This is a genomic window from Patescibacteria group bacterium, from assembly GCA_041674405.1.
GTDB lineage: Bacteria > Patescibacteriota > UBA1384 > XYA2-FULL-43-10 > XYA2-FULL-43-10 > JBAYVT01.
In genome coordinates, this window is record JBAYVT010000001.1 from 172,713 (window position 1) to 190,780 (window position 18,068).

The following is an 18,068-nucleotide window of genomic DNA, read 5'->3' on the forward strand; positions in this document are numbered from 1 at the left end:
TTCAGAAAAGGTTGGCTAAAACAGAGCCCAGCAAATCAAAAGCCTGTTTAAGCTCCTGCTCAGTTATTAATAATGACGGAGCGATTTTTAGATAATCACCGTTAATCCCAGAAGTTTGGATAATCAAACACTTCTCAAAAGCTCTCTTTTTAACTAAGGCGGCAATTTTTGAACTAGGTGTCTGTATGCCGCACGCCAGGCCAACAACACTGGTCTTAAGAACAATTGTTGGATATTCCTGATGTAATTGGCTCATCAAAGTTCGAAATAGTATGGATTTCGCCTGGACCTTCTCAAAAATTTTTTGATCACTGATCATTCGCACAACTTCACGGGCAATACTGATACCAAAAGCATTATTAGAAAAAGTTGAATCTAATCCAGATTTATCAGGGCCGATATTGTCAAAATATTCTTTTCGGGCAATTATGGCACTCAAGGGATAGTATCCACCAGCAAGTGATTTACCAAGTAAGACAATATCTGGTTGAAAATTATAACGCTCAAAAGAATAAAATGAACCGGTACGACCTATCCCGGCTTGAATCTCGTCTGCGATAATAATGATTTGGTGGTGGTTCGCTATTTCCTGTAATTTTTCGAAAAAATAACGCTCTGTTTCTCTAAAACCCGCTGCACCTTGCACTGGTTCGAGAATTATTGCACCAATTTTCTCCCTATATTTAAAAATAAGGTCTTCTAGTTGAGTTAGGGCTACATCAATTGAGGGTCCAATATTAATATCAGGGAAAGGCAAATGAAATATTTGCATATTTTGTATTGTATCGTAACTCTCATTAAAATATCCACGATCAGTTATACCGATTAATCCATTAATATACCCGTGAAATGCACCGTCAAAACTAATAACACCGTGTCTTTTAGTAAATATACGTGCCAACTTAATACTCACATCAACAGCTTTGGCACCTCCAACCGTATAGTATACTTGATAATCTTTGCCGGGAAACGGAAGATGATCTATTAATTCACCACTAAGATCATCTCGTTCACTTGTATTAAAAGCTGGGAAGTTATCCAGACGCTCGGCAGCCTTTTTAACCGCTTTAACTATAGTCGGGTTACAGTGGCCAAAATTAGTAGAACTATATGCCATCACAAGGTCAAGATAGGGCTTATCTTGACCGTCAAACCATATGTAACTTCCTTGTGCTTTTTTTACTAATAAGTTTGGGTTATAAATCCCAATTTCATCGGTTATTGGCAGCAGATTGTTCATTTTTATTTTTCCAATCTTTTTTAGATAAAACCGCTTCCCAACCGTCATATAATTTTCCATCAATAAAAGCGGCCGCAGGTTTAATGCCATATTCCTTAAAACCAAGTTTTTCAAACACTCGGCGGCTAGCAATATTAGGTTCAAAAATAATGGCAAATAAATATTCAAGATTAAGTTCAGAAAAGGCGTATTTAATCACACATTGTTCTACAATGGCTGCAATTCCATCGCCCCAATAATTTTTGTTCCCGATCATGATCCCAGTAAATGCGGTGGCTTCAGGAAATTGAATATCATGGAGCCAAACAGCACCCACGCAAACATCCTCTACGGTTATCTGCCACATGCACCATTGATTTGAAGACTGAAATTCTTTTAATCGTATATTTTCTTTGTTTTCATCTGTTTTTTCTGCATGAGGATCTAGCAATCGCATAACCTCAGCATCATTTAGCCAAGACACCAATAGAGCTGTGTTTTTTGTTTCAGGTTGAACTATAAAAATTTCCCGATTCTTTTTGTCTTTTCCGCAAAAGATTTTTTGTCCAAACATGTTAAACCTGATTAATTATTTTAGATTCATATTATCATTCAATAATTATTACTTCAATCATGACCATAAATTATTATCGATTTGAGCCTTTAAAAAATATGCGTCACCAGACAAAGAGATCTAAAATTTGTCAGATAGTTGTACTACCAAAAACAGGCAAGACCAGGCCTGCCTGCATGGTTTATAAGACGTGTTGTGCGAGTGAAAATAAAAAATTATATTCAGATACCAAAAAATCACTCTTCAAATTCTTCAGAGTGATTTTTTGGGTGAGTTTGCAATCCTTAAAGTTTCTTGTTCATCTTGATACTGTAGGGCACATATCCATTTTTGCTGTAGAAATTTATTGCGTTTTTATTGAAGTCGTAAACCAGAACCGTTAAGTCAGAGATTTTTTTTATTTTTGCCCATTTTTCTACCTCTTGTAATAGTTGTGAGCCGACACCCCGTCTAGCATGGTTTGGCAGGACCGATACTTCATCTACGGAAATTCTGTTGTAGCCCCGCGCTACCTCGTTGTCATCCTCTCGTTCAATTGTTGCGTAAAGAAAACCAACAATCTTGTTGTCAACTTCAGCTACCACGACAAGTGCATTTTGTTCATCCTCGATCATATTTAGAAAGGTACCCTTAGGAAGTACTCTTTTGGGGGTTTTTCTATAAGAATCTGGAATATTTCTGAAGTAGAGGTTGTAAGTTTCAAAATACAGAGAATTTACGGCCCCATAGTCCGCTTCGATCGCTTTTCTGATTTTTGTTCTGTTGTTCGTCATGTTTTTAATATTACACCATTTTCAACTTTTTAGGTGAAATAGCTGGGATGCTTGCTCTTCTTGAGCAAGCATCCCAGAGTTCGGACTGTGACACCGCGTTCAGCGATACTTCGGCGCCTTATAGCTATTGCCCTGGCCATGGCCCTTCGGCGCGCGCGGACCCTTGGGTGCCTTGGTCTGGTGCTGGTCGCGGTTACCCTTGAAACTGCCAGTTGACTGCTTCTTCGGCTTGTGTGCCAATTACTACACCCCCTTTAAGGAATCAAAATTTTATTCACGAACTCGTCAATGTCTCTCGGATTGGATTTTAGAGAATCATAACCAACCTTAAATGTTTTGTTCTGTTCTATCGTTTCCATATATATAACCGAGGATGGCTTTCTATTGTCGCCCGACCTCATAAAGCTATCGATGCAGTCAGACAAATTATCAAAATCTCCAAAATCGTCTACCCCATCAAGCAAATAGTATAGTTCTTTGACAATACTTTTTGGCGATTGATGGCTTTTTGCCCGCCTATCAATTTTTTCAGTTGGAATTCTTTCTGTCACGGCTTCTCCTTAGTGCATATTTGCGTCAGATCTTTTCGAGCAATTTTTGGAAATTGTCTTCGAGTAATGTTTTATCGCTTTCTGGTTGATATAATCATTTATATATGGACGCAGGTTTAATTAACAAATATGTCAATTTTAAAAATCCGGCAAAGATTCTGGACATTGGTTTTGGCTCCGGCAAAGATTCTGTTTATTTTGCACAAAACGGTTTTGACGTTGATGCTATTGATTTTGATGATGAAAAGATTTCTGTATTTAAGAAACGAATTGGACATTTGAAAAATATAAATATCATCTATGAAAACTTATTGGATTTTGAGTTTCCTCAAAACCATTATGACGTAATCCTTGCAAACCATGTTTTGGATTTTATTAGATATGCTGATTTTCAAAGGATTATTAGAAAAATTCATAATGCATTAAAGCTGGATGGCATTTTCTTTTTAGCAATTTTTAATATCTCTGATCCGTTTTTCAACAAATTGTCAGAAAAAAACTTACGAAGACCCGAAAATAATTCTTTTCTGATCAACGATCATGATGTCAGACACTTTTATACAAAATCGGATATTGAATTTATGAAAAAATTTTTTGAGATCGAATTTTTCGAAGAAGAAAGCGTCGATGATAATCATGGCCCGACTGGCAAACACCACCACAATTTTTTTCGAATTGTAGCAAAGAAAGTTGTCTAGTTTCCACCAAAAAATCACTCTGAAATTGTCGAAGAGTGATTTTTTGGGTGAGCCTTCAAGAAAAAGATACATTGGTGCGTCAAGTAACACTACTTGAAGGCCCGGATAATAAATCCCGGGACTTGTGTAGGGGAACATCATCAGGGAGCGCACATACTGAAATTCCCAAGGCCGTCAGGGCTAGCATTTGACGAGCCACTTGGATATTTTAGCAACACACAGGAAATATGTCAAAGGTCGAAGAGATCTTAAAATGGTTTAATTATCCCCATCTTGATGATTTTCTTGAACCAAAATGTATAATTTTGCGGGTTTCTTAAGATATCGTCTTTTAGAGCGCTTAATGAAATCCACTTCGTGGTCTCAATTTCAGCCGGATCCGGATGAATCGGCCCATTATACTTGCCAATAAATACAACATCGTATTCGTTTTCAATAAGCCCATCATCAAAATCAGCGCGGTAAATGAACGGCTTTATTTTCTTGACTGGGCAATCGAATCCCACCTCTTCATGTAATCTACGATGAACAGCTGAAATGTAACGCTCCCCTGGTCGTGGATGACTACAGACGGTATTCGACCACAGACCACCAGAGTGATATTTGCTTGAGTGCCTTTTTTGCAAGAGAAGCTCACCCTTATTGTTAAACACAAAAACCGAAAATGCGCGGTGGAGAAGGCCTTTTTTGTGAGCCTCAAGTTTCTCTTCCGTTCCTAGTTTTCGGTTTGATTTATTAACTAGAACAACTTGTTCCATAAATTTTGTAGTTAGAGATGAAAAATGAAAATTTAATAGTCTCGCTTGACCATGTAATCAGCAAGCTTGAGCATGAAATCTTTGCCTTCTTTTTCGAGTTTCATTGAGTTAAGAGCGTTTGTAGCTTTTTTGACTAAATCCGAAGCTAATTTTTTGGAGTAATCAAGTGAACCTGTTTGCTCAATTATTTTGCGGACAGATTCAAGACCGCGGATATTTACCCGTTTGTTGCCAAGGTTCAGAAGAATTTTGTCTCTCTGGCTTGGCGTTGCTTTCTCAAGTGCGTCAAGAATAAGTAAGGTTTTTTTGCCTTCTTTAAGATCTGAAGTAACCGGTTTACCGACTTTCTCTTCTGAGCCGAACATGCCCAAGATGTCATCCTGAATCTGAAAAGCAGTACCTAATGGATATGAATATCTTTCAAGTCTCTTTATTTCGCGGTCATTTGCACCAGCTAACATTGCCCCAAGCTTGATTGGCCCATCAAAGGTATAGGGTACGGTTTTTAGCTCATGGATCTGGATTGTATCTCCCTTTTTTACGTCATCACGAATTTCAGAAAAAATATCGAGCGCCTGACCCATACCTTCAACTGCATAAATTTTGTTAAGCTCTGCTAAAGCTCGAGATTTGAAATTGGCTGCAAATTTACAGTTCGAGATAATCTCATTACTCATCGCACAAGAAATATCACCGGCTAAAATTCCAAGAGCGCTGCCAAAATCTTTAGAATTGGTCTTTCCATTGAACTTATCTTCCGCGATCAAGCGATAGCTTTCATGAATAGTCATCCCGCCACGGCGCAACACATCATCATCCATTATGTCGTCATGGATAAGAAGATATGTTTCCGAAAGTTCCATCGACATCGCTGCTTTTATCGCCTCACGTTTGTTTTTTCCGCCATGGGCAATGTAGCTATAATACAAAAGAGCGGCTCGAATTCTCTTTCCGCCTCGGAGGGTCAGATCATAAATGTGATCCATCAGCTCTTTGGCGTAAGGAGAAATTTTTGCCGCCTCACTTACTTTTCCCTTTAGATATTTCTCAAGCTCTTTATCTAAAATTTTCTTGAATTTTGCTAGTTGTTCCTTGGCACCCATATTAGTCCTCAACGATTTTAACTAATACCTTGCGGTTTTCTCTGGGACCATCGAGCTCTATAAGTCCTATGTCTTGATATGTGCCGAGGTTTAGCTTTCCATTTTCTATATCGATAATGATATTTTGATTGGTGAGGACCTGACGAACATGGCTTGGACCATTGATATCATCAGTTTTGCATATTTTTTTCGGGTTATCTGTGCATCTATGTTTGTACTTGGTTCCGTCATCATCCACCATTTTAGTAAGCTGGTCGATGATATCCTCACAAAGGTGCGGCTCGCATGATTCCTGCATCATCAAACCTAAAGTAGTGTGGAGCGTATAAGCAAAAAGAGTACCATTTTTAATTCCGCTTTCTGTGACAACTTTTTCTATATCCTCCGTGACTGGAATAATTTCCGCTTTTTTGTTGGTAGTATACGAAAGAACCTTTTTCATTTTTCCCTTCTCCGTTCAATTTTAAATATAAAACAATCTTACTCGCATATATCAGTTTTTTCAAACATCAAAATATACCAGAAATATCTCATTTTGTCAATCTAGGGCTACTCTACTTTTTGAATTGGAACTTTTGAGGTAAAATGGAAGAAGAAAATTGGATGGGGATTTTGAATGTCAAAGGTTCTAAAAACAATTTGGAGTGAATTTATTTACGGAGGACACCTATTATCAATTGGCTCTGCAGGCATTGTATTTTCCGCTGCAAAACTTATTGGCAGCAGTTATGACTGGGCGATATTAATAGTGGTGTATTGCTTTTCCCAAGCGATTTATCTTTTTAATAGACTAGAAGAATTCGAAACGGATATAGAAACAAATCCCTCGAGAACAGAGCATATAAAGAATCGCCTCAAAAGCCTTAAAATCGAGATCTTGGCCTATTTAGTATTCGCATACGTCATTATGATTTACCAAAGAACATGGGGAGCGATATTTTTCAGCTTTATCCCATTGTTTATCGGATGGACGTACACAAAATATCTGAAAGATTTGACGTCTAAAATTATCGGCCTGAAAACAATAATCGTGTCAATCACATGGGCACTTTTATTACCATTTTATTATCTTTATTTTGAGATTTCTTCAAATCTAATGACTTTTCTGCTTGTTTTTCTGTTTATTTTGTTAAGGTGGGTTCTAAACACAAGCTTCTTTGACGTTAAAGACATTGCTGGCGACCAGAAAATTGGCCTAAAAACCTACCCTGTCTACTTTGGGATAAAAAGGTATATGTTATACGCAAAAATATTAAATTTCGTTTCTGTTGTCCCAATAGTAATTGGGGTTATCAATAGTATATTTCCGAAATGGGCACTAGTTTTTGTAATATTAATCCCTTTTATTCATGTTTGTCTAAATAATTCCCAAAAGTATCCCAAAAAAATGTCATATTATTATGTTTATGCAGATTCTGAGTTCATAGTTTGGGCACTTTTAGTCGTAATTGGCTTGAATTTAACACGCATATGAGCATAGACCTAATAAAATTATTATTTCTAATATTGGGAGCTGCCCTAACTTCGATTATCGCATTTTTCGTTTATCAGTCAGATCGTAAACGGACGCAAAACCGCTTTTTCGTAGCAATGTCGTTTTTTGGCATACTTTGGCTGTTATTCGCATATTTTTCGGTTGTGGACGCAGATCTAACAAGAGCAGCAATTTGGGCAAAATTGAATTTTGCATCTGTAACAATTTTTATCATTCTTTCATATTTTTTTGTAATTAATTTCTTTAAAAAGACTAAAACCACGAGAGCTGTCGATTATGCCATCGTGGCTTTTGGAACTGTATTATTATTTACTGTCACATTTTCTCGTCTGATAATTGACAGTACTAGCTCGGAAACATGGGGGAATCAAATCAATTATGGTCCTTTGTGGTTATGTTACGTACTTGCCATTAGCCTGATTGGCGGATATTCAGTATTTATTCTGCTCCAAAAATATAAGGATCTCGACACTGAAGGAAAAAGCAAATTAAAGTATTTTCTTGTTGGTGTATTTTTATTTTTTCTTGGCAACCTAATTTTTAACGCTTTGATAAATTTGATAGTCGATTCAAATAAATTTGACTCTTTCGGTGACTACTCAATCCTTATATTTCTGGGATTTACGGCGTACGCAATTATTAAAGACAAACTTTTTGATATCAAGTTGATTGCAACCCAAATTATTGTTATCGCGCTTTCGGTTTCATTATTGATTGAAGTATTTATTTCCAACACGCTGAGCGAAGGAGCGATAAAGGCTATTATTTGGGGATTGGCAACTTACGGTGGATATTTATTAATCAAGTCAGTTCAGGTTGAAATCAAGCAGCGGGAAGATTTGGCGGTTTTGGCAAAGAAACTTGAAAAGGCAAACGATGATCTTAAAAAAATGGATCAGCTCAAGGATGATTTTATATCGATGGCATCGCACGAGCTCAATACGCCTGTTTCAGCTATTAAGGGGTATATGTCCATGATCTTGGAGGAGGGGCTTGGCGGCAAAATCCCCGATCAGGTGCGAAGCTATCTCGAGAAGGTATATTCTTCTTCGCAAAGGTTGGCATCCATGATCAAGGATCTTCTCAATGTTTCACGTATTGAATCTGGCAGAATACACTTGATCTATGAGCAAAAGCCAATAGAAGAGCTGATAGACCAAGCCATTGGCGAGATTATGTCGAAGGCAAAAGAAGCCAATCATACCCTTGTGTTTAATAAACCAGAAAAGGCGTTGCCGCTTACCTGGTTTGATGTGACAAGAATTATGGAAATCCTCATCAATATTATTGGCAATTCAATCAAATATACTGATCCGGGTGGCAAGATCGAAGTTTCGGCATCAGCCGAGGACAAGCTTATCACTGTTGCGATCAAAGACAATGGCCGCGGTATCCCGAAAGAAAAGCAGGACCAGGTATTCTCCAAATTTACTCAGGTTGACGTACTTAAAGATGAGGTCAAAGGCACAGGCCTTGGCATGTACATTTCAAAAGAATTTATTAATCTCCACAAAGGCAAAATTTGGTTTGAGTCTGATGGCGAAAATAAAGGCACGACGTTTTACTTTTCACTGCCAATTTTGAAGGAGAAACCTCTCGACCCTCACGAAGGAGAAGGAGCCGTTTTGCACTAGCAAAACGGAATGACAAATTCCTAATATCAAATGTCTAATAAATTGGATATATTTCCGTATTAGTCCTAGGTAAATTGAACTAAGCTAGAACTTAGATGTCTTTCGATTGCACTCGGGATCAATGCCCCTGTCATTTAATGAAGTATTTGGGAATTATTAGCTTCTGTAAAAGATAATTCTGCCAAGTACTTGTGCCGAGCGAAGTCGAGGCATTGACATTATGTAAAGTATACTTTACATTTATAAAGAAGGTCAATTTGCCGGCCTGGCTCCTTACCAAGGAGTTGCCTACCCCCTCCGGGCGGCTCCTTGGTAAGGGGTCGGGTCACCATAATCCAAAGCAGATTGGCCTTCAGCCAAACACAACCCGACTAAAGAACCAAAGAACGCAAGAACAAGTATTCAACAAAGTGGTTCTTGGGTTCATTAGTCCATAAGTTCTTAAGTTTCTACGAAGGAGAAAAATGGGTAAAATTATCGGAATTGACTTGGGTACGACAAACTCTGCCGTTGCCGTAATGGAAGGCGGAGAAGCCAAAATTATTACGACTGCCGAAGGCGGGCGCACTTGTCCATCAATTGTCGCCGAGACTAAAAAAGGCGATCGCCTCGTTGGGCAACTGGCCAAAAGGCAGGCTGTGACCAATGCAGAAAACACGATTTTTTCAGTAAAGCGCTTCATCGGCCGCAATTTTGACGACAAGGAAGCACAGGCTGACCTTAAAAAAATGCCTTACAAAACAATGAAGGCCTCCGACGGTTCAATCCGCGTTGTCATGAATGGTAAGGAATATAGCCCGCAGGAAGTTTCAGCTTTTACCTTGCAAAAATTAAAGACAGATGCCGAAACATATCTTGGCGAGAAGGTCACAGACGCCGTAATCACCGTCCCAGCCTACTTCAATGATGCACAAAGACAGGCTACCAAGGATGCGGGCAAAATCGCTGGTCTTGACGTGAAACGAATTATCAACGAACCTACTGCCGCTTCGCTTGCTTATGGCCTCGATAAGAAAAAAAATGAAAAGATCGCAGTTTATGATCTCGGTGGTGGAACTTTTGATATTACCATCCTTGAGCTCGGCGATGGCGTTTTCGAAGTCAAGGCGACCAATGGTGACACTCATCTCGGTGGTGATGACTTCGATCAACGCATCATGGACTTTATTATCGATGAGTTCAAAAAGGATCAGGGGATCGATCTTCACTCAGACACGGCTGCGCTTCAGCGTATAAAAGAAGCCGCAGAAAAAGCCAAAATTGAGCTTTCTTCGACAACCGAAACTGAAATTAATCTGCCATTTATTACTGCCGATGCTTCCGGCCCGAAGCATCTGACGATGAATATTACCCGAGCCAAACTCGAAGATATCGTCGGCGAATTAATCGAAGCAACTCTTAAGCCATGTGAAACTGTGATGAAAGACGCCGGCGTTACCGCCAAGGATATCAATGAAGTGATTCTTGTGGGTGGTATGACCAGGATGCCTAAGGTTCGCGAAACAGTGAAAAAGTTTTTTGACAAAGAGCCAAACCATTCCGTAAACCCGGACGAGGCTGTGGCAATCGGCGCTGCAATTCAAGGTGGAATCTTGGGCGGTGAGGTTAAGGACCTTCTTCTTCTCGATGTCACTCCCCTATCTCTCGGAATTGAAACACTCGGTGGCGTGATGACCAAGCTTATAGACAAAAACACGACTATTCCGACTTCAAAATCACAGATTTTCTCAACAGCAGCAGACAACCAGACACAAGTTGATATCCATGTCCTTCAGGGCGAGCGCGAAATGGCTGCTGACAACCGCACGCTTGGCCGATTTGTCCTCGATGGCATTCCTCCAGCTCCACGAGGCATCCCGCAAGTTGAAGTCTCCTTTGACATTGATGCTAATGGCATAGTGAATGTGAAAGCAACGGATAAGGCCACTAACAAAGAGCAAAAAATTACAATCACCAGCTCCTCCGGCCTTTCCGACGAAGACATCGAGAAAATGAAGAAGGATGCTGAACTTCACGCCGAAGAAGACAAGAAGAAAAAAGAACTTATTGATGCCAGAAATATGGCTGACAGCTTGATTTTCACTGCCGAGAAGACTATCAAAGATGCCGGAGAAAAAGCTGACTCGAATCTAAAGAGCGACGTTGAGAGCAAGATTGAGGCCCTAAAGGGAGTAAAAGAGAGCGACAACACAGAAGAAATCAAGACTCAAACCGAATCACTATCAAAATCGCTTCAGGAACTGGGCGCAAAGATGTACGAACAGGCTGGACCGCAACAAGCCCCTGAAAAACCGGAAAATGAAAGTAAAGATGGTGCTAGCAAAGAGGAAAAGCCAGACGACAAGGGAGAAGAAAATAAATAAATTTTGGCGAATTGGCCCCGACCTTGCTGGTCGGGCCGATTCTTGATAGAATTGCAATAAGCTAACAGCGATAAGTTAAGGATGTAAGCTTATAGGAGGGGCAATGTTGGATATCTTCAAAAGGCCAATTACCGTCATTATCATTGTTGGGGCGATTGTGATCGCCCTTATCTGGTCATATGTTGACAAGAGAATTCAATCCAATAAGGAAGCTGCGGAAGCTAAAAAAATTACCGATGCCGCTCAGATCATTACCAATCTTACCAATATAGATCCCAAAGATTACGATGAATTAGTGAAGGCTGAATATCAGAAAGCAGTTACGAATGCGACAGCAGCTGATCCAAATAATGCATTTTCGGCGTTGGTGGTAGAATTGCCAGGCGACCTTGCCTTAAACTCGGGAAATGACAGATTTGTTTTTACTTCTCCGGACAATGCTGCAAATAACTGGACCATCACATTTTCTGAGCTTACCGGCAACTTTATTCGGGCAATAATTCCCAAAAGCGATTATTTAGGGGAACTGAAGCCGGTAAATACAAACCTATGGAAATTCCAATATGTGACGGCAATTCAAATTGCCGAACAAAATGGCGGAAAGACTTTTCGTGAAAACAATTCTTTGACCGGAGTTACACTTACCCTGAAGCACGGAGACCCGAATAATTGGCTGGCATGGACAGTCGAATACAACAGCAAGGATAATAAATTTGTAAAACAGGTTGATGCCAATTCCGGAAAAACGATTGATTCAATTTCAACTACCGGAGATCAAGCATCTTCTGTCCAGTAATTCAAATCTCAAATTTCAAATCTCAAAAATAAGGAATTAAATATTTAAATATTTGAGATGAAATTTTGACTTTTGAAATTTAAGTTTTGAGATATATCATGTCCAAGGATTACTATAAAATTCTAGGAGTGGACAAGAGGGCTTCCGCCGACGAAATCAAAAAAACATATCGGAAGCTTGCTTTGGAATGTCATCCGGATCGAGGCGGAGGAGACAAAGCGGAAGAGAAATTCAAAGAACTGAACGAAGCTTATCAAGTTCTTTCGGATTCACAGAAACGGGCACAATACGATCAATTTGGCTCAACATTCGCAGGCGGACAGGGCAGCGGTGGATTTGGCGGTTTCGATTTTGGCGGATTCCAAGGGCAAGATTTCGGTGGATTCGGTCCCGAAGGGGCCCACTTTGGGGGCTTTGGCGGCGGCGGGCTTGGCGATATATTTGATGATTTCTTTGGTGCTGCTTTTTCATCCGTGTCTGCTGAGATTGAGATTGGCCCCGCGCAAGCTGTTCTCGGTGAAAAAATTTCGATCAATGTTAGTGGTGAAAATATTGAACTAAATATCCCACCTGGCATTCAGGATGGAACTACTTTTCGGTTTCTTGGCAAGGGTCGCGCATACAACAAGTCGGGTAAGAAAGGCGATCTCAATGTGATAGTGCACATAAAAATGCCTCAAAGAATCACACCGGAGCAAAAGGAGCTATGGGAGAAGCTTAAGGAAGCCGAATCAAAGAAGAAATCTTGGTGGCAACGCTAGCTGCGCTACGCGCTAGTCTAAAGAGAAAAGATGAAAGTGTAAAGACAATTAATTTGTTTTTTTAAGCTTTTCTCTTTCCACTTTACACTTTCCACTAATTTATGCTGCCTCCGGCATTTGATCTTGCGATTCTAGAAATCTTAAATCATCTTCATCTGCGGCCGTGTCTTGACCCAGTGAACGCTCATTTTCAATCTTTCTTTGAAGAAAATGCTCGATTTCCCGCCGATCTTTGCCTTCTCGGAGAATTTTAATCATATTCTCCAGCGTTTGGATCTCGCTCTCGTTGATATGATACAGGCCGCCCTGTTCTCCATGAAGGGCTCGATCAACTTGCTGTTCACGATCGATTCTTCCCTTTACCCGTTCAATTTCGCTCTCGAGATCCGAGATTAGCCGGTTACAGATCGACCGCTCCCGATCCACAGTTTCTTCTTCTGGAGCGGCTTCTGTTTCAATCGCCATGATCCCTCCTTTTTCCTTATAATTTGTCAATTTTAGAACTGATTGAAGCAAAATAATCTTTGATATTTTGATAATTTAAGTTTTCTTTGACCTCATTCAGCAACACCCAAACAGGAATTTCGTCGGTTTCTTTTTCTCCAAGATCCACTTTCTCTGATCTAAAAAGAAACATTTTACAGGTGATTCCTTTCGGGTTCATTTTATTTACATACTCGAAATCGGGCAGATCAGTTCCATCAGACACTACAACCCCGGTTTCTTCAAATATCTCTCTGATAGCCGCTTTCTTTTCATCTTCTCCAGGCTCTAAGTGGCCTTTTGGAAATGAAAACTCATTGTTGTGACGCGGCCGCTGGATCATCAGAACATATTTTTTGCCTTGGCGCTCCAACACAACTATTCCGCCTGATTTTAGAGTGTGCCCTGCTGGATTTTTTACTTTATTTGGATGATTCAGCTCCGAAAGAATAACTTTTATTAATTCTTCTATACCTTTATTAGCTGCGGCAGAAATCGGAATAGCAACCACGCTAATTTCTTCAAATTGCCCGATTTTTGACTTGATGTTTTCTGAAGATTCAACATCGGTTTTATTTAATACAACAATTTCATTTTTGCTGCTTAAGTTTTTTGAAAATTCCTCAAGCTCCTTGCGAATTGTTTTGTAATCACGAATCACATCGTCACTCATCGAATCAATCACATGCACAAGCAAATTGGTGCGCTCGATATGTTTTAGGAATCGATCGCCAAGCCCACGTCCAGCCGATGCTCCTTCAATCAAGCCAGGGATGTCGGCGACAATAACATTGCGATCTATACCCTTAATAACCCCTAGATTCGGCGTAAGCGTAGTAAAGGGATAGTCGGCAACTTTCGGCCTAGCATTGGAAATAACCGATAAGAGAGTTGACTTACCAGCATTTGGAAGGCCGATGAGCCCTACATCTGCGATCATTTTAAGTTCCAGGTTTAAACGTTTTGATTCTCCGAATAAGCCCTTTTTTGACCATTTTGGAGCTTGTTTGATCGAGGTGGCAAAATGTACATTTCCCCAGCCGCCTTGCCCCCCACTTACTGCGACGTATGAACCGGCATCACCCGCTAGATCAGCTACCAATTTATCATCTTCAAATATTTGTGTGCCTAGGGGCACATTCAATTTAAGATCATCGCCGTTTTTGCCGTGCATTTTTTTACCCATTCCATTTTGGCCATTTTCCGCACTGAATTTTCTGATGCGGTTAAAATAAGACAGATCCGATGTGTGTGAATCGGCAGAGATGATGACACTGCCACCATTTCCTCCATCTCCCCCATCGGGCCCACCTTTTGGAACATATTTTTCATGGCGAAAAGAGGCAGACCCATCTCCGCCATTGCCGGCTTTCACATAAATTTTCGCTTCATCAAAAAACATGACTTTCACAGAATGGTTATCACAGAATTTCACAGAATTGATTGCAGCATGGATTCATGAGATTCACAGAAATGATATTTTTCTGTGTCTTTCTGTGTGATTTTTCTGTGCAGTAATTTCCTATTATTATATTCTATAATAACACAAAATCCCTCATGAAGCTAGGGATTTTTGCATTTATACTACAGACTAAGGACTACAAACTACGGACTAATATATGAATCCTCGAATCGCGCCTTCACCGGCAGATATTGTGCGGCGGCTGACTACACCCCATCCGGCATAATTCATCTCGGAAATCGTGAGTGAGTTTCCATTTACACTTTCGACATATGCAACATGTCCCCACCAAGATTCAGAGGTAACTACAATCGCGCCAACAGCCGGGGTTGAACCAGTAGACATTCCGCGTGATCGAGCCGAAGAAAGCCAGTTCTTGGCATTTCCCATGCTGGTCGGCATTGACCGGCGAGTTGCCACATAATATGTGCAGTATCCATAAGGATAGCCGTTGTTTCGGCTGCCGGCTGGATGGCTAATCGAGGTTGTTTTACTTCTGCTTGAGCTCGAGGAACGATTAACGGTGCTTCTGGAAGCTACGGCAAGCTTTGCCTGCTGAGCCGCATATGCGGAATCGGAAACCTCATAACCGGCTTGTGGAATTTTGATGGTTTGGCCAGGCTTAATAAGGTCGGAGCTACCCATATTGTTTACATATTTAATTGAAGCTAACCTAACACCAAATTTCCAGCCCAAACCAGTAAGTGTATCACCGGATCGAACGGTATATTGCACAGATCCACTTGAGTTATCAGGCAAAGGTTCTTCTCGAGCAGTGATATTGGTATCAACGGTGGTTTTTACTTCTGTAAACGATTGGCTTGATGCCAAATACGCTTTTTCCACATTGACATGCCCGTCTGGAATCAGCGGCGTATATTGATCTACAGAAGCAGCTACAGCGATTTCTTGCTCCGGTTCAGCAGGAACAAGGGAATCGGAATTTTTTGCCCTTGCTTGCACCACAAAGTTTGAACCAACCACGATTAGAGTAAGAGCAGTTACAACAGCGTGCGGAAGATATTCCGAAATTATTCCGGTTTTCTGCATTTTTTTGAAAGCAGAAATATTCTGCCCACAAAAAATAGCAGTAGCCTTGTAACCGGTCGCTGCTAGCTTTTTGGCTTTCGCCAATTCGTCAAAATATTTATTTAAATGGTTTTTAGTTTTGGAAAGTTTTAAAGTAAAATTTTTGATTTTTGAGTTTCCGCTACGTTTATGCGGCGGTTCTACGTCATCTTGTAAAATCATTGTGTTTTCCTACAACGTTAACCATTATATACAAGCCTCGAATTTTGTCAAGGCTTGAATAAAAAGTTCTATTATTTGTTGGCTAGCACAACAGAAATTGAGGAAGGAGAAACTGAATTTACCGTCACTCCCTGTGGAACTTTTATATCAGAAGCATTAATATCATAAGAATATGTGCCGGAGGGTTTGCCTGAAAAATCGATAGACAACGACACGTCACCCGCACCGAGATTATTGATCTCCGACTGAGGCCCAGAAACGACCGCATTTATTGCTTGGGGCGTAAAACTAAAATTCAGATTGTTTAAGTTTAAGGGAATAATTGTAACCGGCATTTGCCGTGTAATTATGTTTTCTGATGCAACAATATTTACCTTAACAGAGGCGACCTGTCCGGGATCAAGCGCGATTCCATCAGGAATCACAATACTTGCGGTTTTATCCGTTGACCCGTTAAGCCCGCTAACATCTATCAGGCTGGTCTCAAGAAAACTTAAGGCTAGAAGGGCAGACTCTGACCCCGTTACATCCACCGTGTTTGGGAGAACGCTCACCTTTGAGATATAAAAACCATCTTGCGGATTTCCGATAATTTTCGGCCTTATGCCTACGGTTTTATTGTTTCCAGCCCTTACCATAGACACGGAAACTTTGATATCCATCGGATTGAATACAACATTTGTAATTTCATTGCCCTGGTCGTCAAAAGCCTGGACTTTGATGGTTTTTTCAAAATTATTTGCTTCCCCAGAAAGCCCAATGACTACAACTCCCTCTGAGATCCCTTCTACAATGCTCTTCGGGCCAGAAACAACAACACTTTCGGGATCATAAGTAACATCACCCACAACCATGCCCTCGGCCGGAGAACCTTGAATTTTTCTATTTACATTGATGGTTTTATTGATGGATGGTTCTAGGCTGACCATAATTTTGTCGGGTGTTTTTTTGACAATTTGAACTCCCTCCACCGTGCTGATCACACTTATGGGTAGGTTGTATGTTCCCTCAGACAAGCCGGTTAAATCCACGGTGGCGCGGAAAGAATCAGCAGAAAGCTTGTTCCAAACAGCTGGTTCCGCAGATATTTGAATCTCAACTTCTTTTTCATCATATATGGGTATGAGCCCTGTCTGAATATTTTCGGCTTTGATCGAAATTTTTGAAGGAAATTTGCCGGTGGTGCTTTGTCCTGACGCAACATAAACCCACAGCACCAGCGCGGCAAGAATACATATTAGCTTCACCGGCCAATCTGATAGTATATACCTTTTGATAAATTTTCGAGGTTTGAATTTCATCTACTTTCCACTCCTCAGAAGTGATCTTAAACGATTTTCTAGCCGGTCGCTGCCGATTCTTCTCTCAATCGCCCCATCCGCAGCAAGTGAAACATTGCCAGTTTCCTCCGACACAATTACAGATACCGCATCAGAATTTTCGGTTATTCCAAGACCAGCCCGATGTCTTGTTCCCATTTTTGATGATGCCTCAAAATCGGATACTGGCAGGGTAACCGATGCGGCAACTATTTTCGATCCGGAAATTATGACGGCTCCATCGTGCAGCGGGGATCGAGGAAAAAATATCGAAAGGAGTAACTCGGCGGATACTACGGCATCTAGCTCGGCCCCTCGTTCAATATATTCCCGAAGACCGGTTTTGCGCTGAAAAACGATCAAAGCGCCAATTTTTTGTTTGGACAAAATATCTACCGCCGCAAGAACTTCGTTCACTACATTAAGCTGTGTACCGCGGCCAAAATCTTTGATAAATCTGGTCCGGCCAAGCCGCTCAAGGGCGTTTCGAAGCTCGGGCTGGAAAACAATTGGAATTGCAACAACAAGCATCGCCATAATATATTGGAGAATCCAATTTAATAGTACCAGATTCATTAATCTGCCAATCAACATAAGAGCTAGGAGAAAAAATAGGCCATAGAGGATTCTCATCGCTCGCGTTTCTCGCAGAAAAATATAAGCCCAATAAAAAAGAACCGTCACTATAAACACATCGAGAATTATGAGAGGCCACGAAGTAGCATGGAGGTTCTCAAAAAAATAACTAGCCTTTGATGTAACACTTAGGACTTGACCAGACATTGAATCCACTGAAAAATCCCTCTGTTGTAATAAATGAATACACTA

Annotated in this window: 18 protein-coding genes and 1 pseudogene; 6 read left to right on the forward strand and 13 right to left on the reverse strand. The window is 40.5% G+C overall.

What is annotated here, in order from left to right:
- Position 1 precedes the first annotated feature (1 nt).
- The 4 genes from WC080_00975 to WC080_00990 form a co-directional block, all read right to left on the reverse strand.
- Positions 2-1,288 (reverse strand): aspartate aminotransferase family protein, encoded by a 1,287-nt coding sequence (locus WC080_00975; protein MFA7243849.1) that lies wholly within the window; start codon positions 1,286-1,288, stop codon positions 2-4.
- Entirely contained in the window at positions 1,212-1,793 is a 582-nt protein-coding gene (locus tag WC080_00980) for a GNAT family N-acetyltransferase (GenBank protein MFA7243850.1), read from the reverse strand. Before WC080_00980 ends, WC080_00975 begins: the two co-directional genes overlap by 77 nt.
- A 284-nt stretch (positions 1,794-2,077) precedes the next feature.
- Positions 2,078-2,566, reverse strand: a complete 489-nt coding sequence (locus WC080_00985) for a GNAT family N-acetyltransferase (GenBank protein MFA7243851.1) — start codon at positions 2,564-2,566, stop codon at positions 2,078-2,080.
- 254 nt (positions 2,567-2,820) lie between these two features.
- Positions 2,821-3,117 (reverse strand): hypothetical protein, encoded by a 297-nt coding sequence (locus WC080_00990; GenBank protein MFA7243852.1) that lies wholly within the window; start codon positions 3,115-3,117, stop codon positions 2,821-2,823.
- Between the two features lie 104 nt (positions 3,118-3,221).
- On the opposite strand from WC080_00990, the gene WC080_00995 reads away from it, so the two are divergent.
- Positions 3,222-3,815, forward strand: coding sequence for a class I SAM-dependent methyltransferase (locus WC080_00995; protein ID MFA7243853.1), 594 nt, complete (start codon positions 3,222-3,224; stop codon positions 3,813-3,815).
- A 248-nt stretch (positions 3,816-4,063) separates the two neighbouring features.
- Here WC080_00995 and idi read toward each other — a convergent pair whose 3' ends face one another.
- The 3 genes from idi to WC080_01010 are packed head-to-tail and all read right to left on the reverse strand — an operon-like array spanning position 4,064 to position 6,118.
- Positions 4,064-4,573 (reverse strand): isopentenyl-diphosphate Delta-isomerase, encoded by a 510-nt coding sequence (gene idi, locus WC080_01000; GenBank protein ID MFA7243854.1) that lies wholly within the window; start codon positions 4,571-4,573, stop codon positions 4,064-4,066.
- Positions 4,574-4,605: 32 nt separating this feature from the next.
- Positions 4,606-5,676 (reverse strand): polyprenyl synthetase family protein, encoded by a 1,071-nt coding sequence (locus WC080_01005; GenBank protein ID MFA7243855.1) that lies wholly within the window; start codon positions 5,674-5,676, stop codon positions 4,606-4,608.
- A 1-nt stretch (position 5,677) separates the two neighbouring features.
- A complete protein-coding gene (locus WC080_01010) occupies positions 5,678-6,118 on the reverse strand; it encodes a secondary thiamine-phosphate synthase enzyme YjbQ (GenBank protein ID MFA7243856.1) in 441 nt (146 codons plus the stop codon).
- Positions 6,119-6,292: 174 nt separating this feature from the next.
- Here WC080_01010 and WC080_01015 point away from each other — a divergent pair, with 174 nt between their 5' ends.
- From WC080_01015 to WC080_01035, 5 genes are all read left to right on the forward strand, one after another.
- On the forward strand, positions 6,293-7,150 hold the full coding sequence (locus WC080_01015) for a UbiA family prenyltransferase (GenBank protein MFA7243857.1): 858 nt from the start codon (positions 6,293-6,295) through the stop codon (positions 7,148-7,150).
- Positions 7,147-8,805 (forward strand): ATP-binding protein, encoded by a 1,659-nt coding sequence (locus WC080_01020; GenBank protein MFA7243858.1) that lies wholly within the window; start codon positions 7,147-7,149, stop codon positions 8,803-8,805. Before WC080_01015 ends, WC080_01020 begins: the two co-directional genes overlap by 4 nt.
- A 464-nt stretch (positions 8,806-9,269) precedes the next feature.
- Positions 9,270-11,168 carry a molecular chaperone DnaK gene (gene dnaK, locus WC080_01025; protein MFA7243859.1) on the forward strand — a complete coding sequence of 633 codons (1,899 nt, stop codon included), beginning with the start codon at positions 9,270-9,272 and terminating at the stop codon, positions 11,166-11,168.
- Positions 11,169-11,271: 103 nt separating this feature from the next.
- A complete protein-coding gene (locus WC080_01030; protein ID MFA7243860.1) occupies positions 11,272-11,964 on the forward strand; it encodes a hypothetical protein in 693 nt (230 codons plus the stop codon).
- Positions 11,965-12,062: 98 nt separating this feature from the next.
- Positions 12,063-12,725 carry a DnaJ domain-containing protein gene (locus WC080_01035; protein MFA7243861.1) on the forward strand — a complete coding sequence of 221 codons (663 nt, stop codon included), beginning with the start codon at positions 12,063-12,065 and terminating at the stop codon, positions 12,723-12,725.
- A gap of 99 nt (positions 12,726-12,824) precedes the next feature.
- Here the strand turns inward: WC080_01035 and WC080_01040 are convergent, their stop codons facing one another.
- From WC080_01040 to cdaA, 6 genes and pseudogenes are all read right to left on the reverse strand, one after another.
- Positions 12,825-13,190, reverse strand: coding sequence for a hypothetical protein (locus tag WC080_01040; GenBank protein MFA7243862.1), 366 nt, complete (start codon positions 13,188-13,190; stop codon positions 12,825-12,827).
- Between the two features lie 16 nt (positions 13,191-13,206).
- Positions 13,207-13,584, reverse strand: coding sequence for an NUDIX domain-containing protein (locus WC080_01045; protein MFA7243863.1), 378 nt, complete (start codon positions 13,582-13,584; stop codon positions 13,207-13,209).
- Between the two features lie 45 nt (positions 13,585-13,629).
- Positions 13,630-14,610 (reverse strand): annotated as a pseudogene (gene obgE / locus WC080_01050) (GTPase ObgE).
- A gap of 210 nt (positions 14,611-14,820) precedes the next feature.
- Positions 14,821-15,921, reverse strand: coding sequence for a CHAP domain-containing protein (locus WC080_01055; GenBank protein MFA7243864.1), 1,101 nt, complete (start codon positions 15,919-15,921; stop codon positions 14,821-14,823).
- 71 nt (positions 15,922-15,992) lie between these two features.
- Positions 15,993-17,222: a CdaR family protein gene (locus WC080_01060; protein MFA7243865.1), complete on the reverse strand. Its 1,230-nt coding sequence runs from the start codon at positions 17,220-17,222 to the stop codon at positions 15,993-15,995.
- Positions 17,223-18,023 (reverse strand): diadenylate cyclase CdaA, encoded by an 801-nt coding sequence (gene cdaA, locus WC080_01065; GenBank protein ID MFA7243866.1) that lies wholly within the window; start codon positions 18,021-18,023, stop codon positions 17,223-17,225.
- Positions 18,024-18,068 lie beyond the last annotated feature (45 nt).